Source organism: Luteimonas mephitis DSM 12574 (genome assembly GCF_000422305.1).
In the GTDB taxonomy this organism is placed as follows: Bacteria; Pseudomonadota; Gammaproteobacteria; order Xanthomonadales; family Xanthomonadaceae; genus Luteimonas; species Luteimonas mephitis.
This window is the reverse complement of sequence record NZ_AULN01000018.1, coordinates 191998-216609: the sequence shown is the minus strand read 5'-3', so window position 1 is coordinate 216609 and position 24612 is coordinate 191998. Positions and strand designations below refer to the sequence as shown.

Annotated in this window: 21 protein-coding genes; 7 read left to right on the top strand and 14 right to left on the bottom strand. The window is 64.6% G+C overall.

What is annotated here, in order from left to right; all coding sequences use genetic code 11:
* Window positions 1–600: 600 nt before the first annotated feature.
* Window positions 601–930: a hypothetical protein gene (locus tag H570_RS18905; RefSeq protein WP_156899912.1), complete on the top strand. Its 330-nt coding sequence runs from the start codon at window positions 601–603 to the stop codon at window positions 928–930.
* Here the strand turns inward: H570_RS18905 and H570_RS0108915 are convergent.
* A complete protein-coding gene (locus H570_RS0108915; RefSeq protein WP_027080431.1) occupies window positions 889–2229 on the bottom strand; it encodes a sensor histidine kinase in 1341 nt (446 codons plus the stop codon). The genes H570_RS18905 and H570_RS0108915 overlap by 42 nt on opposite strands.
* Window positions 2226–2891, bottom strand: a complete 666-nt coding sequence (locus H570_RS0108910) for a response regulator (protein ID WP_027080430.1) — start codon at window positions 2889–2891, stop codon at window positions 2226–2228. Before H570_RS0108910 ends, H570_RS0108915 begins: the two co-directional genes overlap by 4 nt.
* A 126-nt stretch (window positions 2892–3017) precedes the next feature.
* Between H570_RS0108910 and dsbD the strand changes: the two genes are divergently transcribed.
* Genes dsbD through dsbG form a run of 3 tightly spaced genes read left to right on the top strand, consistent with a single transcriptional unit; the run spans window position 3018 to window position 6615 of the window.
* Complete coding sequence (gene dsbD / locus H570_RS0108905) at window positions 3018–5003, top strand: protein-disulfide reductase DsbD (RefSeq protein WP_245559580.1); 1986 nt, start codon at window positions 3018–3020, stop codon at window positions 5001–5003.
* The gene (locus tag H570_RS0108900) at window positions 5000–5833 is read left to right on the top strand and encodes a TlpA disulfide reductase family protein (protein WP_027080428.1); all 834 of its coding nucleotides are present in this window, start codon (window positions 5000–5002) and stop codon (window positions 5831–5833) included. The genes dsbD and H570_RS0108900 overlap by 4 nt, the downstream gene beginning before the upstream one ends.
* 2 nt (window positions 5834–5835) lie before the next feature.
* The gene (gene dsbG / locus H570_RS0108895; RefSeq protein ID WP_036135685.1) at window positions 5836–6615 is read left to right on the top strand and encodes a thiol:disulfide interchange protein DsbG; all 780 of its coding nucleotides are present in this window, start codon (window positions 5836–5838) and stop codon (window positions 6613–6615) included.
* A gap of 205 nt (window positions 6616–6820) precedes the next feature.
* Here the strand turns inward: dsbG and H570_RS0108890 are convergent, their stop codons facing one another.
* Genes H570_RS0108890 through H570_RS16995 form a run of 5 tightly spaced genes read right to left on the bottom strand, consistent with a single transcriptional unit; the run spans window position 6821 to window position 13483 of the window.
* Window positions 6821–8875 carry a heavy metal translocating P-type ATPase gene (locus tag H570_RS0108890; protein WP_027080426.1) on the bottom strand — a complete coding sequence of 685 codons (2055 nt, stop codon included), beginning with the start codon at window positions 8873–8875 and terminating at the stop codon, window positions 6821–6823.
* Between the two features lie 4 nt (window positions 8876–8879).
* Window positions 8880–9932 (bottom strand): c-type cytochrome, encoded by a 1053-nt coding sequence (locus tag H570_RS0108885; RefSeq protein ID WP_084499990.1) that lies wholly within the window; start codon window positions 9930–9932, stop codon window positions 8880–8882.
* Window positions 9919–11247 (bottom strand): c-type cytochrome, encoded by a 1329-nt coding sequence (locus tag H570_RS18180; RefSeq protein WP_084499988.1) that lies wholly within the window; start codon window positions 11245–11247, stop codon window positions 9919–9921. Before H570_RS18180 ends, H570_RS0108885 begins: the two co-directional genes overlap by 14 nt.
* A complete protein-coding gene (locus H570_RS0108875) occupies window positions 11244–11864 on the bottom strand; it encodes a cbb3-type cytochrome c oxidase subunit II (protein WP_027080424.1) in 621 nt (206 codons plus the stop codon). The genes H570_RS18180 and H570_RS0108875 overlap by 4 nt, the downstream gene beginning before the upstream one ends.
* Window positions 11861–13483 carry a cbb3-type cytochrome c oxidase subunit I gene (locus tag H570_RS16995; RefSeq protein ID WP_051176251.1) on the bottom strand — a complete coding sequence of 541 codons (1623 nt, stop codon included), beginning with the start codon at window positions 13481–13483 and terminating at the stop codon, window positions 11861–11863. Before H570_RS16995 ends, H570_RS0108875 begins: the two co-directional genes overlap by 4 nt.
* Before the next feature lie 356 nt (window positions 13484–13839).
* Here H570_RS16995 and H570_RS0108865 point away from each other — a divergent pair, with 356 nt between their 5' ends.
* From H570_RS0108865 to H570_RS0108855, 3 genes are all read left to right on the top strand, one after another.
* Window positions 13840–15501 (top strand): bifunctional metallophosphatase/5'-nucleotidase, encoded by a 1662-nt coding sequence (locus H570_RS0108865; protein ID WP_036135683.1) that lies wholly within the window; start codon window positions 13840–13842, stop codon window positions 15499–15501.
* A gap of 30 nt (window positions 15502–15531) precedes the next feature.
* Window positions 15532–16074: a DsrE family protein gene (locus H570_RS16990; RefSeq protein ID WP_027080422.1), complete on the top strand. Its 543-nt coding sequence runs from the start codon at window positions 15532–15534 to the stop codon at window positions 16072–16074.
* Window positions 16075–16156: 82 nt separating this feature from the next.
* Window positions 16157–17725, top strand: coding sequence for an alginate export family protein (locus H570_RS0108855; RefSeq protein ID WP_084499986.1), 1569 nt, complete (start codon window positions 16157–16159; stop codon window positions 17723–17725).
* Window positions 17726–17780: 55 nt separating this feature from the next.
* Here the strand turns inward: H570_RS0108855 and H570_RS16985 are convergent, their stop codons facing one another.
* The 7 genes from H570_RS16985 to H570_RS16980 all read right to left on the bottom strand — a co-directional run bounded on the left by H570_RS16985 (window position 17781) and on the right by H570_RS16980 (window position 24610).
* On the bottom strand, window positions 17781–18797 hold the full coding sequence (locus H570_RS16985; RefSeq protein WP_051176249.1) for a hypothetical protein: 1017 nt from the start codon (window positions 18795–18797) through the stop codon (window positions 17781–17783).
* Between the two features lie 257 nt (window positions 18798–19054).
* Window positions 19055–19378, bottom strand: coding sequence for a thioredoxin family protein (locus tag H570_RS18565; RefSeq protein ID WP_027080420.1), 324 nt, complete (start codon window positions 19376–19378; stop codon window positions 19055–19057).
* Window positions 19379–19471: 93 nt separating this feature from the next.
* A complete protein-coding gene (locus H570_RS0108840) occupies window positions 19472–19969 on the bottom strand; it encodes a DUF2938 domain-containing protein (protein WP_027080419.1) in 498 nt (165 codons plus the stop codon).
* Between the two features lie 2 nt (window positions 19970–19971).
* A complete protein-coding gene (locus H570_RS0108835; protein ID WP_027080418.1) occupies window positions 19972–21225 on the bottom strand; it encodes an MFS transporter in 1254 nt (417 codons plus the stop codon).
* Entirely contained in the window at window positions 21215–22249 is a 1035-nt protein-coding gene (locus tag H570_RS0108830) for an alcohol dehydrogenase catalytic domain-containing protein (protein ID WP_027080417.1), read from the bottom strand. Before H570_RS0108830 ends, H570_RS0108835 begins: the two co-directional genes overlap by 11 nt.
* Window positions 22246–23454: a MalY/PatB family protein gene (locus H570_RS0108825; protein WP_245559574.1), complete on the bottom strand. Its 1209-nt coding sequence runs from the start codon at window positions 23452–23454 to the stop codon at window positions 22246–22248. Before H570_RS0108825 ends, H570_RS0108830 begins: the two co-directional genes overlap by 4 nt.
* On the bottom strand, window positions 23435–24610 hold the full coding sequence (locus H570_RS16980) for a flavin monoamine oxidase family protein (RefSeq protein WP_036135681.1): 1176 nt from the start codon (window positions 24608–24610) through the stop codon (window positions 23435–23437). The genes H570_RS0108825 and H570_RS16980 overlap by 20 nt, the downstream gene beginning before the upstream one ends.
* Window positions 24611–24612: the final 2 nt, after the last annotated feature.

Sequence of the window (24612 nt, the reverse complement as noted above, 5' to 3'; positions counted from 1 at the left end):
CCACGGAACCGGCAGCAGTCCACATCAGCCCCGCGCAGTACGAGCAGCAACTACAGATAGCTTAGGATGGTGTCCACGGAACCGGCAGCAGTCCAGTTCCCGGAAGTGAGCCCGGCACAAGAGTTCCTAATCCGTTGCGACGGAGTCGGTTCGCTACGTGGCACAGAGTGGGTGGATCAGGGGCTCTTTCTCCCCTCGATAACAGGCGCGAATCGTTAGAAAATTCCTACTTCCGAATCGCCCCCGAGAGTGGAGCCAGTTCGCCGAGCGCCATGCTTGGACACCCAGGGGTGTACGTCCGGAGCCAGCGCCCTGCCCTATCCCGCATCTAGTCAATCGCATCAAACAGACCCTGGACAAGGCAGGTCAAGGTCGTTCTACGGTCTCAAGTCTCTCGTCAGGATTTCCCTACAAAGCTGTGTGGGCTTTCCCGACACTACAGAACATGCGCAGCTGACGACTCGGGCAAGCTCAGTCACACAAACTACCAACCTGCCAGCAACGTCCGATCCCCGCACTTCCTCGCGGGTAATCCAGACGGGCGGGTTCCCGCAGGGATGCGGAGCTGCTGGCACCCACCTATTGCCGAGGGAGAGGCGCATGGTCGAGATCAGGGAATTGTCGGATCGCGTCGAAGTGATCGCCGCGGGCTTCCGTGAGATGTTCAACAGCCGCTTCAAGGCCATCATGGCTGCTCACGCTCTCGCTCTTGCCGAATCGGAACTCCAAGGTGGACGTCAGGTGGACATCGTCGTCCTCGCTGGTTGGGGAGAAGGCTACGTCATCCAGCGTTCTACCGATCGATCATTTTCGCCAGATGCAAACTGCCCTACCAGTGCGTGCCAGAGCAATGAAGCGGGCCGAGCGTGGTCACGCTTACGGCGCTCGTTATCCGTGAACCTGGACCATCCGCAGTTCGAGAACGGCTGATAGCCCAGTGCCCGTCCTCGCTTGCAATCTAAACCCGCCTCCATGTCGAGCGACGATTGCACGCACGATGGAAAGCCCAAGTCCAGCACCTTCACTTCCTTCTCGTCGATGGTCACCGCGCCAGAATCGCTGGCCGGCATTGGCCATATCTTTGTCATCCATGCCCGGTCCGCGATCTGCCACTTCGATGCGTACGCTGCCGGTATCCGGCTCGAAACATACAAGCAGAGCAACCGGCAATTCATCACCCGAGTAGCGCAGCGCGTTGTCGAGCAGATTGCGTAGCGCCGTCGACAGCATCGAATGTGGAATAGCGACGGCGGCGTCGCTGCCGGATACGCAGACATCGACCCGGTTGCGTTCCTCTGGCTGCAGTCGCGCCAGCACATCGTTGACCGCATCCAGTACCGAATCGCAAGGATCATCCGCGACGCTGCCCGGGGTCTCCGCCCGCGCCAGGGCCATCAACTGGTCCAGCGTCCGGCGCAGGCGGCGCACACCTTCGCCCGCGCTGTGCAGTGACTGGGATGCTTCCGGCTCCGCGGACAAGCGTGCAACTTGCAGATGGGTGTCGACGACGGTCAGCGGCGTGCGCAACTCGTGTGCCGCAGCATCGGTGAAGGCACGCTGCTGATGCAGCGATTCGGCCAACCGCTCGAGCAGCCCATTGAGAGCGCCCAGCACAGGCCGCAGTTCCGTCGGTGTGCCGATATCATCGACCGGCCTGGTCGAATCCGCATCACGCGCCTGTAACATCCGGCGCAAGGCATCGAGTGGTGCAAGGCCCCGCGTGATGCCGACCCATAGCGCCAACAATCCGCCCAGCAGCGCAACCAGAAAGGGTATGCCCGCGGCCAGAAGAATGTCGCGGACCAACGCATCGCGCTCATCGATCCGGTCGGCAGTGGTGATGTTGTAGCCGTCGAATTGCAGGGTGTAGGTACGCCAGGCTTGGCCGTCGACCTGATGATCGGAAAACCCGGGCGTTGACGCGTCGAACGCCATCGGTGGCGCACCACTTGTAGACGCGACGATTTCGCCGCGCAGCGTGCGGATCTGGCAGGCGATGCCCTGCCCGCCGCCGACAGTCACGGGGCTCGCAAGCCGGTCCATATCCTCCGGCATCAGTGCGGAGCGCTGCAGCAGTCCGGACACCATCCGTGCCGATTGTTCCAGTCGCTGATCGAGAGTACGGTCGAGACGACCGTGCATGTCGCGCAGCATCCACGCCGCGGCCAGTGCCCATAGCAGCGTCAGAGCAACCCCGGCGATCAATACCGCACGCAGGCGCAGACTCATGTCGGCCTCCAACCCAGGCGGTAGCCGAGGCCTCGGGCGGTTTCGATGGCATGGGGCCCCAACTTGCGACGGATGTTGTGGATGTGGACGTTGAGCGTATTGCTGCCAACATCCACGTCAAGTCCGTAAAGCCGTTCATGCAGCGTCTGCGGAGAGATCCAACGCCCCTGCGCGTCGGCCAGGTGGACCAGCAGATCGATTTCGCGCCGTGACAGGGCCACCGGGTCGCCGACAAGCCAAGCCTGGCCGCTTTCCGGTTCGAGCCGCAATGGCCCCACCTCGATTGCCTGGACCGCCCTCCCCCGCACACGACGCACGACCGCATGCAGGCGAGCAGCCAGCTCGCGCAGGTCGAATGGTTTGACGAGATAGTCGTCAGCGCCACCGTGCAAGCCAGCGAGGCGGTGTTCGACCGAGTCGCGGGCCGTGAGAATGACGACGGGAATGCCCTGGTCGTGCGCGCGCAGGTCGGCGAGCAGAGCCATGCCGTCGCGGTCGGGCAGCCCGAGGTCGAGCACCAGTGCATCGTAGCGCTCGCCGGCGCAGGCCGCCTCGGCGCCGACGGCGTCGCGCACCCGCTCGGCGTTGATGCCGTGCACGCGCAAACCCGCCACCAGGCCGCTCGCGATCAGTTCGTCGTCTTCGACTACAAGCACTCGCATTTCAGGACCATTTTTCCAGAAACAACGGGATGTCACCACGAGCGGCTTAAGTCTGGATTAACCAGCGCCGGGCACCGTACGCAGCGTTCGCAGGGCTGGAGTACCGATTTGTCGTCATTGTGTCGCGTGTTGGCTGTGTTTTTGCTGTCCCTGGCAGCAGGTGCTGCTGGGGCCGCAAGTCTGCTCCAAGGCTGGGGCGATGATTCTGGCAAAGAGTTCCTCGATGCGAGTGAGGTGTTCGTGCCCGGGCAGCCGCTGCTCGATGGCGACACCTGGCGCATCGAGACCAAGATCGCCGATGGCTACTATGTCTATCGGCACACGCTGCGGGCCGAGGACCTCAACGGCGGGAAACTCACACTTGAATTGCCTTCGGGGCAGCCGCACCACGACGAGTTCTTCGGCGATACCGAAGTCTACGAACCGCCCGGGCTTACGCTGCGCCTTTCGTCCGAAGTATCCGGCCCGGTGACAATTCACTGGCAAGGCTGCGCCGTGGCCGGCATCTGCTATCCGCCGCAGACCCTGACCGTGGCGCTGCCTGCCAGGTCAGGGATCGGTAACACCGCAGCTTCCGCAGCGGGCACCGCCGTGTCACCGCCGGTCGATCCCGGCGATGACGCAAGCAATGCCGCCGCGAATGCCACCAGCACGCGCAGCGTGAATCCGACGGCACAGACTCCCACTGATTCCGCCAGCGACGCAGTAGCCGCCATACCGGCGGCCTCTGCCTCCTCCGCTGAAAACGCCGTTGGCGCCCCCCCGGCTCCGGACGCATCACTTACCGCGCCCGCACAGGAGGATCTGGCCGAAGACCAGGCTACAGCCGCGCGCCTAGCCACACTGGGCCCGCTTGCCGGCGCCCTGCTGTTCTTCGGATTCGGGCTACTGCTGGCGTTCACGCCCTGTACGTTGCCGATGATTCCGATCGTCTCCGGCCTTATCGTCGGCGGCGGCGCCGCGCCGCGACGCGCGTTGGCGCTGTCGGCGACCTATGTGCTGGCGATGGCGGTCACCTATGCCGCAGTCGGCGTGGCCGCGGGCTTGGCCGGCGCCAACCTGCAGGCCGCGCTGCAGTCGCCGTGGCTGTTGGGCGCGTTCGCCGCGCTGTTCCTGGTGCTGGCCGCATCACTGTTTGGAATGTTTGAACTGCGCCTGCCCGCGGTGCTGGCCAATCGCCTCGAACGCGCCAGCCGCAGCCAACAGGGCGGCAGCCTGGCGGGTGCGGCCGCGCTGGGGCTGTTGTCGGCGCTCCTGGTCGGGCCGTGCATGACCGCACCGCTGGCCGGCGCGCTGCTCTACATCGGTCAGACCGGGAGTGCGCTCGTAGGCGGCCTGGCGTTGTTCGCACTCGGGCTGGGCATGGGCCTGCCGCTGGTATTGATTGCGGTCTTCGGCGCACGGGTACTACCCAAGCCTGGCCCGTGGATGGAGCGCGTACGCACAGTGTTCGGCTACGTCATGGTGGCGATGGCAATCCTGATGCTCGTGCGCGTCGTCAGCGGGCCGATCGGGCTTCTGCTGTGGGGCACGTGGGCGCTGGCGGTCGCGGTCGGGCTATTCGCATGGGCCCACGGGCGTCGGGACGATAGCCGTGGCGGCTGGTCGCTGCGATTCGCATCGCTGCTTGCCGGCTTCTGGTCGTGCCTGATGCTGGTCGGCGCCGCGGCCGGCGGCGATTCCGTGCTGCACCCGCTCGAGCGTTTCGGCACTGCTACCGCTGCCACGACGACGACTTCGACCAGGCTCGAGTACGTGGCCGCGAAATCCGTGCAAGACGTGAATGCGCGTATCGCCGAGGCCGGCGCCCGTGGGCAATGGACGTTGATCGACTTCTACGCCGACTGGTGCGTGAGTTGCCACGTAATCGAGCGCGAAGTATTCGGCGACGCTACCGTGGCTGCACGGTTGGCGGGTGTGCAGGTGCTACGCCCGGATGTCACCGACAACGACGCCATCGATCGCGAACTACTTGGTCATTGGCAGGTCCCTGGACCACCGACGCTGATCCTGGTCGGACCCGATGGACGTGAGCGGCGTGCACAGCGCAGCGTCGGCGAGGTCGATGCCCGCGGTTTCCTCGCCAAACTGGACGCGGCGGGCGCGCCGTGACGGGAATCGCCGGATTTCCGATCCGCGCGATCGCGGTGGCGCTGGCCACGCTGATCGCCTGGGGGGTCGCCCGTGTCCTGGCCCGGAGGTTGCCGGATGTGCCGATGAAGTCGGCCGGCACGCTGATCGTCGATGCGCTCTTCGTCGGCCTGCTGGTCGCGCGTGTCGCCTACATCATCCTGTGGTGGCGCGAATACGTCGCCGCACCGCTGGCGATCATCCAGATCGGCGATGGCGGCTTCATCTGGTGGCTTGGGCTGGCTGCCGGTGTCGCCTTCATATTCTGGCGCACCACGGCGGTGACGGCCCTGCGCCGGCCGGTACTGGCCGGTGTCGCCGCCGGCGTCGTGACTTGGGCCGCCGCAGGAGGCGCGCTGTGGTGGATGCAGCAGAGCGCGCCGCCCCTGCCCAGCATTGCCCTGACCAGCCTGGACGGCAGCCCGACTGACCTGTCCGACTACGCCGGCCACCCGGTCGTGGTCAACCTGTGGGCGACCTGGTGCCCGCCCTGCCGTCGTGAAATGCCCGTACTGGAACGCGCCCAAAAGGCGTATCCGGGAGTCAACTTCGTGCTGGTGAATCAGGGCGAAGATGTCGCCACGATCCAGCGCTTTCTCACTGATGAAAGCTTGGACCTGCGCAACATTCTCCGCGATCCGCACTCCCGCACCATGGCTGAAACCGGTGCAAGGGCGCTGCCCACCACATTCTATTTCGATGCCGACGGCCGCCTTGTGGACACCCACCTGGGTGGAGTCACCAGCGCCAGCCTGGCCGACAGCCTGTATCAGCGATTCGGCGCACTTCCCCTTCCGGAACCCAAGGAGTAAACATGCCACGATACATTCCTCTGACTGCCCTGTTCCTCGGGGCGATCGCTCTGGGCAGCACGGCGTGCAGCCGTGCCGACGATGGTGATCGTCCGGCCGTGCTCGACGCGCTCGAGGCCAAGGGCCTGAACATCGTGGAAGAGTTTCCGGCAGATGACGGACTACGCGCCTTCGCCGCGGTCGCGGGGCAACAGCACCCGGTTGCGGTATACGTCACCGCAAGCGGCAGCGCCATCGTCGGCACCCGTGTCGATCGTGATGGCAACGAAAGCGATGCCGGGCGCCTGCAGGAACTGGTCGCCGGACCGATGAGCGACAAGATCTGGTCGCAGCTCGACAAGGCCGAGTGGATTCAGGACGGCAAACCCGATGCTCCTCACGTGGTCTACCTGTTCAGTGATCCCAATTGCCCCTTCTGCAATCAGCTGTGGCACGCCGCGCGGCCATGGGTCGATTCGGGCAAGGTGCAGCTACGCCACATCATGGTTGGTGTCATCAAGGAAGACAGCGCCAACAAAGTCGCCACTATTCTCGCAGCCGATGATCCCTCCGCTGCGCTACGGCAGAACGAAAGCAACTACAAGAGCGGCGGCGTGCAGCCGGCAGCGACAGTGCCGGCAAAAATCCGCGAAACCCTGGATGCCAACCAGATGCTGATGATGGAACTGGGTTTCGGCGGCACGCCCGGCATTGTCTTTCGCGATGCCGACGGTACCGTGGAGCGCCGCAACGGTTTGCCCCGCGGAGATGACCTGAATGTCGTCATGGGTGGTCCACACTGACACCGCTCAGTGGCGGCCGTTCACTGCGGCCGCCACGGCTCGGCCCGATTTCGCCCCGATGCAGGCGCCGGTGCAGGAGCGGGGCACCGCGCGCATCGAGTGCGTGCCCGTCAATAGGGCGTAGCCAGGCCCGGACGACTGGACAGCACCAAGACGATCTGGGTGAGCGAACTGGCGGTCATAGCCAGCGCGGCGCCCAGTGGTGTCAACAGCCCAAGCGCCGCCAGCGGCAGGATCGCCGCGTTGTAGCCCAGCGCCGCCCACAGGTTGCGCCGCACCAGCGCGACACTCCAGCGAGCGCGCGCGCGCGCAGGACGCTGTCGATGCCGCCGTCCAGGATGCCGATCGCGGCCGTTGCCTGCGCCGAAGGATGCGCGCGCGCCACTGAAATCCCGCAGCCAGCGGCCGCCATCGCGGGCGCGTCGTTGATGCCGTCACCGACGAACACGACTGGGCCTGGCAGCTCGCGCACCAGGTCCGCCTTCTCTGCGGGCGACATGCCCGCGCGGACCCGGTCATGTCGGATGCTCATGTGCTCCGCCAGCGCGAAAACCGGTGCTTTGGCGTCCCCGCTGGCCAGCCATGCCGCAACCCCTGCCTGGCACAGACGGGCGATGGTCGGCGCGGCCTGTGGATCGATCCGGTCACTCAGGCCAAGTCGCCCCATCGGTGTGCCGTCGATGTCGACGGCCAGCCAGGTGCGGCCGTCGTCCTGCGTCTGCTCGCCTGCGGGCATTCCGGTTTTCTCCGCTGCCGGGTCGGCCGCGCTCACGCAGATGCGATGGCCGCGCCAAGTACCCTGCGCGGCGCGTGCACTGCGCTCACCGGCGGCTGCCGCGTCGGATGTCATCGGTGCGGCAGCCACGATGGCACGCGCGAGCGGGTGATCGATGCCGGCCTCGGCCGCAGCAGCTGCGGCGAGCAAGTCCTCGCGCTGCCAGCCGGCAGCCGGCTCCGCTTCCACCACGGTCGGCCGGCCGAGGGTGAGCGTGCCAGTCTTGTCGAATACCACCGTGCGTGCGCGCGCCAGCGACACCAAGCTGTCCGGATCCGCGACGCGCAGGCCGTGCCGGCTCGCCAGAACTGCCGCGTGCAGGTGCGCCAGCGGCGTCGCCACCGCCAGGGCGCAGGGACAGGCAGCGACCAGGACTGCCAGTGTGCGCAGGATCGCTTGCTCGGCGCCGTGTCCGGCCAGCAGCGTGACGACGCCGACCACCAGCGCCAGCAGCGGCACCCAGCGGGCGAGATGGTCGGAGATACGCGCCTGGCTGTCGGGCGGGGGTTGCCGCGCGACCATTTCCAGCGCGATGCGTCCACCCATGCGGTCCAGGTCGCGGTCACCGGGTTCACGGTCGCTGCGCACGATCAGGGGATGATCGAGATTAAGGCTGCCTGCGCTCACCCGTGCACCCGGTGCCACCGTCCGCGGCCGCGACTCCCCGGTCAGGATGGCGGTATCCAGCCGGCCCTCTCCCCGCAGCACGATGCCGTCGACGCTGGCCACGGCGCCGGCGGGGATCAGCACGCTGCTTCCGATCGCAACGTCCTCCACCGCCCTCCCCTGCGCCATTCCGCCTGAATCCAGCACCAGCGCGGTTTCGCCGTCCGCGGCTTGCATGGCAACAATGGCATCCAGGGCGCGTCTTCGCACCCACGCTTCGATCAAGCGTCCAACCAGCAGCAAGGTGACCAGCATCGTGGCGGTGTCGAAATAAACGTGCGCGCTGCCGCGCCACAGATTCAGCAGCGACAGCGCACTCGATCCCGTAACGCCCAGCCCGATCATCAGGTCGATTCCGGGACTGCGCAGCCGCAGTGAACGCACCGCCATGCGCAGGATGTCGCCGCCTGACCACACCAGCACCGGCAGCGCCGTGATGCCGGTGGCGAGTGCGATCCACCAGGCCGCATCGGGTTCGACCACGCCCAGATACAGCATCACACTGCCGACCATCGTCCACATGCCGAAGAACACTGCCACCGCCAGGCGCATCGACAGCGAGGCGATGGCCGTCTCCAGACGCTGCATGATGGCCTCCGGCCTCGGCTGCTCGACCAACCGGTACCCGGCATCGGCGATGGCGGCCGCGATGGCGACACGGTCGATGCGGGCCGTCTCCCATTGGATCAGTGCCGAGGCGGTCAGGAAATGCACCGCCACCCGCCTCACTCCGGGAAGTGCACGCAGCTTGTCTTCCAGCCCGCGGGCACAGCCACCGCACCAGAGGCCGTCGACTGCGAACAGCTGGCGCGAATCCATCGCGTCAGTCGTGCACGGGCGCCGGCGTGCCGGTTCCGATCAGCGCGCCATCGATGGTCTTGCCGTAGTAGGTCTCGTCGCCCTTGTGGAATTTTTCCGCCGCCTCGGCCACGGTCATACCCGCCTGGCGCGGATCGCGCGGACGCTCATGGACGTCGATGTAGGCGGCCACATCCCAGGCTTCCTGATCCGTCAGCCGGTTGCTCTGGCCATAGGGCATATTTGCCTTGATGAAACCGGCGGCGGTATCGATGCGGGCCATGCCGGCACCCCAGTTGTAGCTGTCCGCGCCCCAGAGCGGCGGGAACACCAGGCGACCGTTGAGGTCGCGCTGGCCGCTTCCGTCTGCGCCATGGCAAACCGCACAGTTGGTTGCATACACCTGTGCGCCACGCGCGGGATCGTAGCCCTGCTCCGGCATTTCCAATGCCAGGTAACCGGCACCCTCAACCTTGCTATTGGTCGGCGCGCCAGTCGCCAGCCAATGCATGTAGGCCTGTAGGTCTTTGTACACATCGTGGCCCGCCGGCGGCGGCCCGCCCGACGGCGAATCCTGAGCGTTCATCGAATAGCTGAAGCAGCCGTTGATCCGGTCCTCCATGGTGTTGATCCGGTCGTTCTTGGCACGGTACTTCGGGTACGCCAGCCAAGCCGCCCACATCGGCGCGGAATCGGCACGGCGACCGTTGTCGAGGTGGCAATTTGAGCAGGACAGCTGGTTGCCGACGAACGCTGCCGCGTTGGTCGGGGTGTTCATGAAAATGTTGCGGCCACGGAGGATGGATTCACCCGACGGACCATCGGGGATGGTGTCCTCCGCCGGCGGCACGAAGCGGACCGGAGATTGGCCCGCGACGCCCAGCGTTGGTGCAGCGGCCGATTGCGATTGCTGATTGTCACGATCGGCCCGTGGCGCGCGCTCGAACAGCAGAACGCCCAGCGCGAACAACACCAGGCCGCCACCGAGTGCGTAGATCGCACGTCGGGCTCCGCGGCCACTGCGGATCCGTCCGGCGGATTCGCCGCCTTCGGCGATGTTGCGATCAGTCCTGGACATGGGAGTCACCTGCGTCGGAGGTCATCTCAACGGGAGCAATATGTTCGGCCCGGGATTCTTCCCAGACTTTGGGGGTGGGTGCCGTACGCGTGTCGGCAGCGGGAACCGGTGGCAGCGTGGCGAGATAGTCGGCAATCGCCCGTCGATCGTCGTCGTCGAGCGCTTTGGCAATGTGGTCCATCAGCTGGACATCGGCGTTGTCACGACGGCCACTGGTCCACGCCACCAGCTGCGCCACGGTGTACTCCGGATGCTGTGCCGCCAAGGGAGGGAACACGGGATCCACGCCGACGCCCGATGGCCCGTGACAGGAAAAGCATGCCGGAACGTCTTTTGACCAGTCGCCGTGAAGCGCCAGTTGCTCCCCGCGCGCAAGATCACCGCCCAGGCGGGGGTTGGCGTTGGACGGGGCGCGAACCGCCTCATAGAACATGCCCAGCCCGCGTATCTCGTCGGGCGTCAAGGCATGGGCGACCACTTCCATGTTCTCGTTGCGGCGGCTGCCGTCCAGATAGCTGCGCAGCTGCTTGACGATGTAGTCGGCCGGCAGGCCTGCCAAACGTGGCACGTTGACCGTGCCTTGGCCGCGCTCGCCGTGGCAGGATGCGCAGCTCCACGCCGCGCCCCGTCCTGTCTCGACCAGCTGCGTGATCACCGGGTCGATGTCACCCGTTACCGCCGGCTCGACAGGTGGCTGTGGCGGCAGCGAAGAATCGACCACGCGCGCCAGCTCCGCCCCACCCTGCCAGGCGCCGCGCCCCGGAAAGCGCCTGCGCTCACCGGCGACGAATGTAGCGTCGACAGCGCCGGCGGCTGCATTGTCGGTTACCCAGGTATCGCGCACGTATCCGATGATGCTGGCGATCTGCTGATCGTCGAGCGCGCTGGAAAAATCCGGCATGTGTCCATCGTAGGTGCGGTTGCCAACCTGGATCGGACCATCGATGCCGTGCAGCAGGATCTGAGCCATGACCTGCGGTTGCGCAGCGACGAACGGCGAATCGGCCAGCGGCGGAATCGCGCCGCGGACCCCAGCGGCATTGGGTTGATGGCAGGTCGCGCAGTGCGCCTGGAACAATTCGGCGCCAGCGCCCTTGGACGTGCCAACTGCAGCGCTGGCCTCGGGATCGATGCGCTCGACGCGCTCGACGCGTCCCGCGGTTTCCGACTCACTGCTGTTGAACAGAGCGACCGCGCCCCAGAGTGCGAGCGCCAGCGCGATCCAAAGCACCGGCAGCGGGACAGGTGCGTTCTCCTCATAGGGTTCGAAATGATCGTTGGGGACACTCCGGTCAGTCGGATTACGGCGGCTCATCGCGATTCCTCCGGCCGGGCATAGCCGTCATCGCGCAGTGCATCGGCCGGAGCGGGGAATGTGCGGTCCAGTGATTGCAGGTAGCTGGCGAGATCCAGCGCTTCGGGCTTGGCAACGATCACACCCTCGGCGGGCGCGTACGCGCCGCTCAGATTCACCACCACGTCGCCCGGCTCGGGAGCGGGCTTGTGCTCGAACAGGTACGGGTAGGCCGGCATGATGCTCCAGTCGAAGATCGCGCGCGGCTGGTACAGGTGGGTCAGGTGCCAGTCGCGACTGGGTAGGCGGGCACCGACGTTCAGCAGATCGGGCCCGGTACGCATGGTCCCAAGCTGGTGTGGCGAGTCGTAGACATAATCCGATGCCACCGACGCCCGCCCCCAGCCACGTTCGGAATCCGGTGCCTGATCCACCGCGCGTGGCTGCTGGCTGTGACAGTAGACGCAACCTTGCGACACATAGACATCGCGTCCCCGCAGCTGCTGTGCGGTGTATGGCTTCAGCCCTGGTGTCGGAGCTTCGCTGCCGATCTGGACTGCCGGGGCAATGACCAACAGCAGCGTGGCAAAGGCGAGAATCCCCAGGGCGAGGATGGCAAGCGGAACGATGCGGTTCATGCTGCGGTGACCGGGACAGTGTCGCGCGGCGTGTCTGGCATCGAGGCGGCCGACAGACGGATCAGGAACAAGGCAACGAAGTGCGCCACGAACAACAGGTGGCTACCGACCATCAGCGCACCGCCCAATGAACGCGCCTGCAGGTAGGGAATCGTCAGGATCACGCTGTCAGCGAAGTCGCGGCCAGCATCCAGCATCGCCTCACCCTGCAACCAGCCACCGACCGACAGCGCAAAGAAGTAGATAGAAAAGCCGACTACCACCAGCCAAAAGTGCACACCCAGCATCCGCGGCCACGGCCAGGGGCGCCCAGTGATGCGCGGCATCATGTAGTACACGGCACCGAACAGCACGTTGGACACGAAGGCATATGCGCCCAAGTGCGCATGGCCAACGGTGTAGTGGGTGAAGTGGGTGATGCTGTTGACCGAGCGCAGCGCCTCCAGAGAGCCCTGGAACGAGGCTGCGGTGTACATCAGCGCACCCAGCGACACGAAGCGCAGTGGCACGGACGTCTTGAGCACCCAGGCGTTGCGCGCAACGGTCACGTGCTGGTTGATCGCCACCGCAATCACCGGAATGAACATCATCACGCTGTGCACGATGGAAAGCGTCACAACCCAGGTCGGTACCGGACCTCCAATCAGATGATGGATGCCGACTTGGCTGTAGAACAGTGCCAGACCCCAGAACCCGATCAACGAGAGGCTGTAGGAGTAGATCGGCTTGCCAATGATCTTCGGGATGAAGTAGTAGGCGGTGCCGACGCCCAGCGGTGTCAACCATAGGCCGAGCACGTTGTGTGCGAACCACCAGTTAACGGTCGCTTCCTGCGCGCCGGTATGGATGCCGGGGATATTGGCGATGATGAACAGCACCGGGAACCAGCACAGCCCCGCGAGGAAATACCATCCGGTCACGTAAATGTGGTGCACGTTGCGATTCGCTGCGGTTGCGACCAGTGGAATCGCAAAGCAAGCCCCAGCGATGGCCAGCACGATGTCCAGCTGCCACGGAATCTCCAGCCACTCCTCGCCATCGGTCCAACCACTGGCGATGGCCAGCGCACCACAGGCCACAGCCAGGTTCCAAAGCACCACGCCGGCGAGAATCATTCGCGGCATTCGTAGAACAGTGTGGAACATCCGTCCCGCGATCCAGATCGCGACACCGATGCCCGTCATCGACAGCCAACCATAGATCACCATGTTCAGATGCAGCGTGCGCACCCTGCCGAAGGTCAATGCAGCCTCGCCCACCAGCCAGTCGGGCATGTGCATCTTCAGCGAGGCCATCAATCCGAAGATCGAACCGATCGCCAACCACGTCAGGCCACTCCCGATCAATGCAAGCACCGGCAGCCGCGAGGCGCGGTCGATGCCGCCTCGCGCGCCATCAAAACAGTTGCCACTTCCGCCGCCATCGACTCTATCGGTGTGCTGCTCCGCATCAGTCAGCACAGCATCCTCGGGCTTGCCAGCTTCCCCGGGTACGAAAATCGCGTACGCCTGGCTTTGATCCATACGCAGTTGATGCGAGGCCAGAGCCCAGATCAGGAATCCCAGCGCGAGCAGTGACACGACAAAGCTCAGGCCAAGCAACAAACCAATAGTCAGCATGTGGTGGAACTCGCCAGTACAGTCAATCGCGGGATGCAGTAACAGAAGGACCGCGACGCGAGTCGCCTGTCCGAACAGGTTGGAGAATTCGTGCGGGAACCCGGCCGACTTAACTGCTGATCCACTGCCGTTCCGCAATCGAATTGCATCTCGATCAGCACCCGTCCATCGCGGCTGCGAGGGCGTTGATCCATGTATCCGATACCGCAGCCGCCGGCGAGCATAGCGCCGTCTTCTGTCGCCTTCAACCACATGTCAGGTCTGCGTCGATGACATCGCAGCCGTCATGCCTTCACTTAATTTTGAATTAATCATGCACCACTAGATTCGGGCAGTTTTCCAACGGTCCGAGCACAATGATCAATGACAGAAGGGGCATCTGGCGCCGCGCTTTTCTCGTGGTGACGATGCTGTCGATGACACTTTCAATGACATCCATGGCGGCTCCACACGCCGCAGCACCGCAAGCCCCCCAGGGCAAGTTCACGGTCACCATCCTGCAGGTCGCGGATCTGCACGGGCAGACCAAGCCGCATACCGAACTTTTCATCGAGAACGGAAAAATCGTCTTCCGCGAAGTCGGTGGCTTGGCCCACATCAAGACTCTCATCGAGCAGGAGCGCGCAGCGAATCCCGGGCACACGATCGTGCTCGACGGGGGCGACCTGTTCATGGGCGACGGCTATTCCGCAAAGAGCCGCGGCGAATCGATGATCGAACCGATCAAACTTCTTGGCTATGACTTCATCGTGCCCGGTAACTGGGCGGTGGTGTACGGAAAGGAGCAGATGATCAAGCTCGAAACAAGCATGAGCGCCAATCCCATCGTCGAGAACATGTACCACGCTGATACCTTGCAGCCGATCTATCCGGCGACCTGGATCAAGGACATCGATGGTGTTCGGTTCGGCTTCATGGGATTCAACGATCCCGATGTACCCCTTCGTCAGAACCCCCAGATGAGCGAAGGCCTCGAGTTCACCAACGTTGACGCCCGGTTCAAGAATCGGGTGGACGCATTCGTGAACGGCAACGGCATCGACGTGATGTTCCTGGTCTCGCATATCGGCGTGTTCAAGCAGATCGGGATTGCCGACAGCCCCATCGCCGAAAACATCGACTACGTGCTCGGCAACGACACCCATGAGCGGATTCGCGTCCCCTTCGCACGTCGCAATGCCAAGGTGACCGAACCTGGCGCGTTCGGTAGTTTCGTTGGCAAGCTGGAACTCGATTTCGTCGACGGAAAACTCGTCGGCGACCGCTACGAACTACTCGAGGTCGACCCGACGCGCTACCCCGCCGATGCCGGGGTGCAGGCCGCCATCGAACGCGCCGAAGCACCGTTTCGCGACGACATGGAACGGGTGATCGGACACACGTCGACGCCGATCTATCGCTACATGACCGTCGAATCTCCGATGGACAACATGATTACCGATGCCATCCGCTGGAAAACCGGCACCCAGATTGCGCTGTCCAATGGGTTCCGCTACGGCAACCCGATCGTCCCCGAGAACGGCAAGCCGGCACCGATCACGATGGCCAACCTCTTCAACATGTTGCCGCTCAATACTCAGCTCAAGACCGGGCGCATCAGTGGTGCGCGGCTCAAAGCATGGATGGAAAACGAAATCAACAACGCATTCTCGCCGGACCCCTCGCAGCGGTTCGGCGGATACCTGGTCCGTTTCTCGGGTATGGAGCTGCGCTTCGAGCCTTCTCGCCCGCGCGGTGATCGCATCCTGTCCCTCAAAGTCGGCGGCAAGCCTGTCAGCGCCGACGCAAGTTACACGATCGCCGCGCCGGTGCAGACCGGCGCACCAGAGCACAGCTTCAACCGGCTGCCGAACGTGGAGGACGTCAATATCCGGGAGTACCGGCTTCACGATGCGTTGACCGGCTACCTAGCCGAGTTCGATCCCGTCGCACCCAAGCTCGACGGCCGCGCGCTCAGCCAGGAGCTGGGCACCGAAAGCTTTTCGACCATTCCCGGCACGAACTACCAGTTCCGCTGATCGACATAGGACTCTCAAGGAGAACCATTCATGAAACTCATCGCCAAGCTGCTTTTTTCCACGCTCGCCCTCCTGTCGCCACTTGCGCCGGCCGCAGCGCAGGAGTTCACCACGCCGGCCATTGCCGGCTACGGTGAAATGGTCGTCCTTGAAGACGCTGCCGTGCAGCCCGATCCCAAGCTGCACTACAAGCTCCTCTTCTCGGTCATGTCGGACAAGGAGCGCCAGGGCGTGAACAACTCGATCTGGTCAGTCGCCCGGATCATCAACCAGTTGCACGCCGGCGGCGTCCCGAAGGAGAACATCGATATTGTTGTTGTCTTCCATGGTCCGGGCATCGGACCGGCGCTCGACGAAGAAACCCATCAGGCCAAGTACGGCAAACCCAACCCCAACCTTGCGCTAATGAAAACGCTGACCAAGAACGGGGTGACGTTTTACGCCTGCGGCCAGACGATGGCGACCAATAGCTGGTCTGCAAAGAACCTCAACGACCAAACCACGCTTGCGTCGTCTGCACTCATGGTCGTGGCGAACTATCAGCTCAAGGGCTATGCGTTGATGCAGATGTAGCTGCTGCCCGGGGGCTACTAGCCCACCTTCCCACATCGACCGAACGCGACCTTCGTGCCTATATGGCGCGGTGCATTCGCGCATGTTCGGCACCTCAATCAGCACTGGAAGAATGGCATTGAAAACTGCGAATGGCGCCTCGCGACGTCACTCATTGCGCCGACGACAAGGACAGCGTGGCGCGGCGGCGATCACCATGGCGGCAGGCTTCGCGATCGGGCTCACGGGGCCGGCAACCGCGCAGTCGATCGACGCTGACTCCGTATCAAAGCCCGATACCGCAGCACCCAGGACATCGCTTCCAAAGCCGCGGCCGAGCGCCCCGGCGCCCTCGCGTTGGGCTGAAGACTGGACGGTCATGCGCGACCCGGAGCGTCGCGATGGCCCGATCGACCGCCTCAAGTACATCCCCCTCAATGCAGACGGAGACGTCTACCTTTCGCTCTCCGGGGAGTTCAGGCTGCGGCTCAACCAGGCGAACAATCCCAATCTCCAGTCGTCCGATACGCAGCGCCAGGAGATCATGCGCATATTCGGCGGGGCCGACCTTCACCTGGGAAAGCATGTCCGCGCCTATACCGAAGTCGCCCATGCCGGCCTCTACGGCAGCAATCCCGGCCCACGGCAGCCTGTGCTCGACAACAGTCTGTTCCTGCAGCAAGCATTCGTCGATTTCACCGGCACCGTGGCGCCCGGCGGTTCAGGAGTTGATCTCGGGCTGCGCCTCGGCCGGCAGGAGTTTACCGAAGGCCCCCAACCCTTGGTGGCGCTCCGCGATAACAATACGGTCCGCTTCACGCTGAACGGGGTCCGTGCGTGGGCCGGGACCGATACCAAGCGCGTAACGGTTTTCGATCTCTATCACACGCGTCTGGGCAACGGGGGGCTCAGTGACGACCGGATCAACCGCAACGTGCGGTTCAGCGGCATATCCTCCAACTTCGGCCTATCGACCGATCTATTCGGAGGGTCCCGTCTCTACCTCGACCCCTTCGCGTGGCGCCTGCGCAATCGGGCCACGGCATGGGGGGAGACGACCGCGCGCGAGGAACGGGAATTCTACGGAGCACGTCTCTGGGGCAACATCGGACGTTTCGGGGTCGATCTTGCTGTCGACCATCAGACCGGTCGATTCGACGGCCGCCCTATCAACGCATGGCAGGTCTTCTCACAGCACAGCTTGGCACTGGGCAAGGCGCCGGACGCGCCGCGCATTGGCATCCGCGCCGATTATGCGAGCGGCGGCGGATCCTTCGGCGAAGGAGCACTGCACAATGCAACGACTCCCCATGGTGACCACATCCGCTTCAGCCATACCCTCAACGCGTCCTCCACCAACTTCGTCGCCTTTGCCCCCAACGTCTCCTTCCGGCCTTTCGGCAAGGCGCGCATGACGCTCGAATACCAATTTGCGTGGCGTGACAGCATCCACGACGGTGTCTACCGCGCCAACGGCACCATGATCGCCGGCACTCAGTCGGTGCCGGGGCGCAGGATTGGCAAGATGTTGCGCGCAGAGATCGTATGGCCGCTTGCCCGGTACGTGACTTTCACCGGCCGCTATGAACATCTCGACGCCGGCCCCGCGCTGACCCAGGCTGGCTATCGCGATACGGATTTCGTGGCAGGTATCCTGAGCTTCCGCTTCTAGAAGTGCTTTAACATCGGAACTGCCGATGCACACAGACGGCTTCAACCGGGATTGATTACCGGAACAGCAATTCGCCCCAGACACCGAACTCGTTCGATTCCGACTCATGCGCTGAGGATTTCAGTTCCATCTGCTTTCCCACCAACGCCACGCGCAGGTAGTCCGATGCCTTCCATTCCACGCCGACCTGACTGTACCGCTCAGCCAGTGGGGCGGCGGGTTCCCGACTCGGGCTGGTGTGATCATGGCGAACGAACACGGCACCCGTCCGGGCGATCTGATAGCTACTCCACCCCGACCAGCCATGGGATCGGCATGGCACCCCGGACCAGTTGTGGGCTCTGATGTATTGGGCACCCACTTTGGCCCGCTTTCCGGTCCAGGTCGTCAGTACATTCCACCTCTGTGCCAATGGCGGATGACGCCCATCGACTCCCTTTCGGGCGAGCGAGCCGCGATAGCCGCCGACGGCCAGTTCCACAGATTCCACCGGCGTCCATCCGAAACGCGCTTCGACGTCCGCGCGCCTGCCCAGCCGCGGGCGCTTGTAGCCGCCCCCTGTGACGACCGACAGACCATAGTTGAACCAACCATCGCCGCCCTGCATGTGTAGACCGTAGTCGGCAGAGGTCCCCAGCCCGCTCCGTGAAACCAGCCCCGCATCAACATAGCGGTAGCCCTTCTGCGCCGATTCGGCATTGATCCACGGCAGCGGCGCACTACCCAGCCGGAGCACCGCAGCATCGCCAAGCCGACGCTGCAGATAGGCATAGCGCAGCCATGGACTCGAAGGGTCGTCGTTTCGAGTCCAGACAACGTCAGTGGTGATGTGTGCCGACCACTCGCTGTCCAGGTCGACGCGAGCGTTGACGAAAAATCGCGTGAGTTCGAGCGCCAGGCCCTCATCGTCCGCGCTGTCGCTGCCGCGCCATCGATCACTTGCATTGATGAACATCCTGGAGGATACGCTGGCACGCGACGACGTTTCCGATGCTACATCCCTCGCTGCAACGGGCAGCAACGGCAGCGCAATTACGAAGAGCAGAATCTGGCAACGCATGGTTTTCAGCATGGAGGCTCATCCTGGAATCGCTGCGCGCTTCGCGTCACACCCCCGGCGCATTTCTTCGGCGACGGTAATAGCCGCAGCCAGTCGTTTCATCATGCTGCGACGAGTGCCGGCCATAAGCTGGTCCTCGGTGGTGCAGCGTGCATCCATATGGGGGCGACACAACAGCACCCTACCCTTGCCGGCACGTACATCCGCTTGGCCTTGTTGCAGCAGTTCGGTTGTAGCAGTTCGGAGTATTCCGCCCGGTCTTCGTTGGGTCACAGGTGCGCCTGGATGCAGGATGCGTACGTCGCCTTGTGAGTCAGGCCGGCCACGCCGTCGACGAGTTCGCCATCCTTGAATACCAGCATGGTCGGTACGCTGCGGATGCCCAGCCCGCCGGCAACTTCCGGGGCCTGGTCGATGTCGAGTTCGGTAAAGTACGCGTGACTGCCCATTTCCCGGGCCAGCTCGTCGTAGATGAGAGCCATCCGCTTGCAGGGCGGGCACCAGGGCGCCCAAAACCGGACTACCGACACACCTGGACGCTGTACGACATCAGACATGAAATTGCTGCCGGATACGGTGGTTATTGACGACATTCGAGATCTCCTTGAAACGTCCGACAGCATGGCCGGACAGGGTGGATGCCGGGGCCAGTGGCTTGATGCGTTTCTGCACGCCATCGCAGGCGTTCACCTCGCAACGGCTGCCATGAGCACCGCCGCGAGGTACATGCCAAGCCCGAACACCGTGTGTCCGGCCACGCTTTTAAGCCGCGCCACGTTCGGCTTCGGCGTCCGGGACGCGGCGATGCCCATGCCCATGCCGGGCATCATTACGAAGTACGGCAGCACCAGCAGGACGAGGGCCAGCACGACCGATGCGGCGGGCGTGGGCACCTGCAGCCAGCCGGCGCCCGCGACGGCCACGAGCAGCAGGCCATAGCCGATGCCGATCAGGTAATGGACGGTCCATCCGATGGTGCGCTCTCCCGGTACCGGGCGGACTTTCGGCAGCGCCGGCTGTACCAACCGCCCCCCCGGCATGTGCCCGATCCAGCGCCCCACCATGGCCCAATTGGTGGCGGGAATTCCCCAGGCACGCTGCAGCAGCCACGCGTACAGATCCAGCACAAGCGTGCCACCGACGCCGATGGCGGCGGCGCGGACGAGAATTTCAGATGTGCTCATGCTCATTGCAACATGACCTCGTTGTCGACGGATACGCGGGATCTCGTGCGGCCGACGGCCGCCAGTGCCACGACAGCGACCGCAAGCGGGACGAAGGACACCCACAGCACGGCTTGCCATCCGTAGGCGCCCAGCAGGCCACCGGACGAAAAGGAGCCGATGGCCATCAGGCCGAACACAATGAAATCGTTGAGCGACTGCACCCGGACCTTCTCTTCCGGCGCATGGCATTCGAGCACCAGCGCCGAAGCACCGAGGAACCCGAAATTCCAGCCCACGCCGAGGAGCACGAGCGACCACCAGAAGTACGCGACGCCGATCCCCTGCAGCCCAACGATTGCCGCCAGCGCCGTCAGCACCAGCCCCGCCGCGGCAACGCGCGGCGCGCCGAAACGGGTAATCAGGTGTCCGGTGAAAAAGCTGGGCGCATACATCGCGATGACGTGCCATTGCAGCGCCGTATTGGCTATCGCCTGCGAATGGCCGTGCACGTGCATCGCCAGCGGCGCCGCCGTCATGATGAAGTTCATCAACAGATAGGACACGGCACCGGTGATAACCGCGGCAATGAAGCGTGACTGCAGCGCGATGGTGCGAAGCGGGCGCCCCCGGGTCGACACCGGTTCCTTTCCGGCCACCCCGGGCAGTTGCACACCCAGCAGTACGACTGCCGACAGTGCAGCGACGACACTCTGGGCAAGGAACGTGGCCGCGAACGTGTGCGCAGACCACAGATCCATTGTCCAGGTCACCAGTTGCGGACCCACAACACCGGCAACCACGCCACCGGCCATCACCAGCGACAGTGCCCGTGCACGCCTGACAGGTGCTACACCATCTGCCGCGGCAAAGCGGAACGACAGCACCACCGCGGCATAGGCACCGCCGAAGAACGTGGCCAGACAGAACAGCCAGAAGCTCCCCTTGACGACCGCCACTGCGGCCAGCAGTCCGGTGATCACCCCTGCCCCGGTGCCGGCTAGGAATGCGGTGCGACGGCCGTGCCGACGGGCGATCGAGCCCATCGGAAGAATGCAGGCCGCCATGCCAACCACGAAAACGGAAATGGGGAGCGTCGCCAACACCGGGCTTGGCGCGAGCTGGTCGCCGATGATGGCGCCGGTGGCGTAGACGACTACCGAGTTCGCGCCCGCCAGCGCCTGTGCGACGGCGAGTCGCCAACTGTTCATGTGCTGCACGCGGTCCGGAAGCAGGCGCTCGGCACCTCCCGTCGCGGGATGGTGTTCAGTCGTCATGTGCCTTCGCCATGGTGAGCACCATTCGATAACGAGCCTGGCCCGATTTCAGCCGTTGGTAGGCTTCGTTGGCACGCGCCAACGGAAGTGTTTCAGTCCATGGCCCGGTATCGGTCAACATGCTGAAGTCCAGCGCTTTTTCCGTGTCGTACGGCGATCCGGTGATCGAGCCCTGCACGCGGCGTTCGCCCCGGACGAGGTGCCCGGCCGACAGTACCAAGGGTTCGCTACCTATCCCAAGCAGCACCAGCGTGCCGCTGGGCGCCAGCCCGGAAGCGATTGCCGAGGCGGCAGCGGAATCCCGGATCGTGGTGACGATAGCCTGCGCCCCACCCATGTCTTGCAGCCTGGCGACCGGATCATCGTGCCGCACATCGAGGTAGACATGGGCGCCCAGCTGCAGCGCGTCGGCCGCGACATCGTGTCCGCGACCAATCGCCACTACGCGGAATCCCATCTTGCGCGCGTACTGCACCGCCAGGTGTCCAAGTCCGCCGATGCCCTGGACCGCAACCAGGTCGCCCGGCCCGGCACCCGACTTCTTCAGCGCATTGAACGCAGCGATGCCGGCGCACAGGATCGGCGCCGCCTCTTCCGACTCCAGTTCGTCCGGAATCGCGACCAGCCCGGTCTGCCGCGCCAGCATCATCTCCGCGTAGCCGCCATCGCAGTCCGCGCCGGTGACCGGCTGGTTCGGGCACAGCTGGAACCGGCCAGCGCGGCACTGTTCGCACCGGGTACAGTGGCCACCCAGTCGGCCCACGCCAACGCGCTGTCCCAGCTTCCACCGAGGCCACGCACCCTCGCCCAGTGCGGCGATCCGCCCGACCACCTCGTGACCCGGGACGCGGGGCAGCGGCGCGCCGGGACCGGGACGCTCGATGTCGCCGATGTCCGCACCGCAGATCCCGCAAGCCTCGACCTTGATCAGCACCTGCCCGGCATCCGGCACGGGCACGGGACGCTCCGCCGGCTCGAGCACGCCGGGCGCGGCCACCTGCATGACGCGATAGCCGGTTTTCACGCGGCGCCCCCCGGCGCATGCCCGAGCGCCTGCTGCAATCGTCCGATCGCCTCGTCCACGACCTGCCGGCTGCACGCCAGGTTGATGCGCATGAAGCCCTCACCTTCGGCGCCGAACTTGTCGCCGGGATCCAGCCACAGGCGCGCCTGCCGCAGCAGGAAATCGTGCAACTTCGCAGGTTGGAGGCCAAGCTGCCTGAAGTCGATCCAGGCCAGATACAGGGCATCGGTGGGCGTGACAGTCAGCGGCAGGCCCAGTGCCTCGACCTGATCCGCAAAATACCGCTGGTTTTCACGCACGTAGTCGAGCATGGCATCGGCCCAGGCCTCGCCGTGGCGATAGGCCGCCTCACACGCCGCGGTGCCAAGGGTGTTGGCGAGGAATGCCCCATTGCGGTCTCGCTGGATCCGGAACGCTTCGCGCAGCCGCGGATTCGGGATCAACACGTTGGCGCACGACAGCCCGGCAAGGTTGAATGTCTTGCTCGGCGCGGTGCACACGATCGTGTTGTCGGCGATGTCGTCGCCAAGCATTGCCAGCGGCAGGTGCCGCCTGCCCTTGCCGAACACCAGGTCCTGGTGGACCTCGTCAGAGACGATGACGATGCCGTGGCGAGCGCAGATGGCCGCCATCGTCGTCAGTTCCTCGCGTGTCCAGACGTTGCCGGTCGGGTTATGCGGATTGCACAGGATGAACAGCCGGGTTCCGGGCCGGATGGCGGCTTCGAAGACTTCCGGATCGAAGCAGTAGCGACCATCTTCTCCGTGCGTCAGCGGTGCGGCGGCGACGCGGCGGCCGTTGTTCTCCACGTCGTGCAGGAAATGGAAGTAGACGGGTGTCTGCACCAGTACGTGATCGCCTGGTTGCGTGAATACCTGCACCGCCATGTTCAGCGCGCCGATGATGCCCGGCGACTGGGTCAGCCATTCGGGCCGTGCCTGCCAGCCGAAGCGACGCGCCTGCCAGTCGACCACGGCCTGGCAGTACGCATCCGGCGTACCGCCGTAGCCGAGCACGCCCATGTCGATCTGCTCGTGGAGCGCGTCGAGGATCGGTTGCGCGACGCGGAAGTCCATGTCGGCCAGCCACATCGGCAATGGATCGGCCGCGCACTGTTCCGGCGTCAGGAACTGCCGCGCATATCCCCACTTCATGGAGTTGGTGTTCTTCCGCTCGACGATCTGGTCAAAATCGAACATTGGCATCGGAGTGCTCCCTGGATGATGTTTGTCCACGCGTGCCCAGCACGGCTCGTACGCCGAGTTCTGCAGCCTCGATGGCGCCGGCCAGGTAGCCGGGGAAACGCGGCGACCACTCGCTGGCGATGCCGAGGATGCGTCCGCGCCAAGGGCCGGACGCAATGCCCGCCGGTGGGACGGCACCATGCCCCGCTTCGGCGACAAGGTCCGCATCCGTGGCCGTCCACGACTCCCGTGCCCAGTCCTTGACGACGTCCAGCTTGGGCATCGCGGCCTTTGCACCGAACAGCCGGACGAGCTGTGCGCGGCAGTGCGTGCGCAAGACCTCCTCGGTCAGGCTCCGGCGGACCTGCGCAGGGATGGCGAAGAAGCCGAACAGGGCGGCTTCGCCTCCGGGCAACGATGCGTCATGGATCTCGCCCAGCGGCCCCTGCAGGCTTCGCCCTTCACCGGATAGTCCGTTGTCGCGCCAGAACGGCGCATCAAAGACCGCGAGGTACTTCGCATGCGGTGCCATCCACGTCGATGCGGCGGACCACTGCCGTGCCAGTGCATCGGGCAGGACCGGCGAGAAGCCGATTCGCGCGACGGCAAGGCGTGGCGGTACGGCCAGCAGCACATGTCTGGCACCATGACGGGTAAACCTTCCGTTCACGTCCTGCGACTCTAGGGCGACTTCGCCCGCGCTGTACCGCAGTTGCGAAACTGCCTGCCCGGTCACGACCCTGCCGGGCGGTATCCGCCGGCGCAAAGCGCCGATCAATGCACCCATTCCTCCTTTCAGGCGCATCGATGGCGGCGAAGACGCATAGCCGGGCATTCGACGCGGCGCCTCGCCTGCGGCGTGTTCGAAAACCATGTCGCCTGCTTCGTGCTGTGCAAAGGCCTCGAGGCCAAGCGCGCGCACCAACGCATCGAGTTGCGGCTGCAGCCCCGGCCAGTACCAGGCCGGTCCTAGGTCAAAGCAGCGCGGTGCATCGGACTTGTGTGTCTGCGTCGCACCAGGTTCCAGCGGCAGAAGTTCCAGCGATGCGATGCGCCCTCCAGGGAGGTCGCGCGCCTCGATCACCAGGTAGTCTTCAACGCCAGCTTGTTCAAGCTGCCAAGCCGCATATAGCCCGGCAAGCCCACCTCCGACGATGGCAACGTGGTACGCGTGCATCG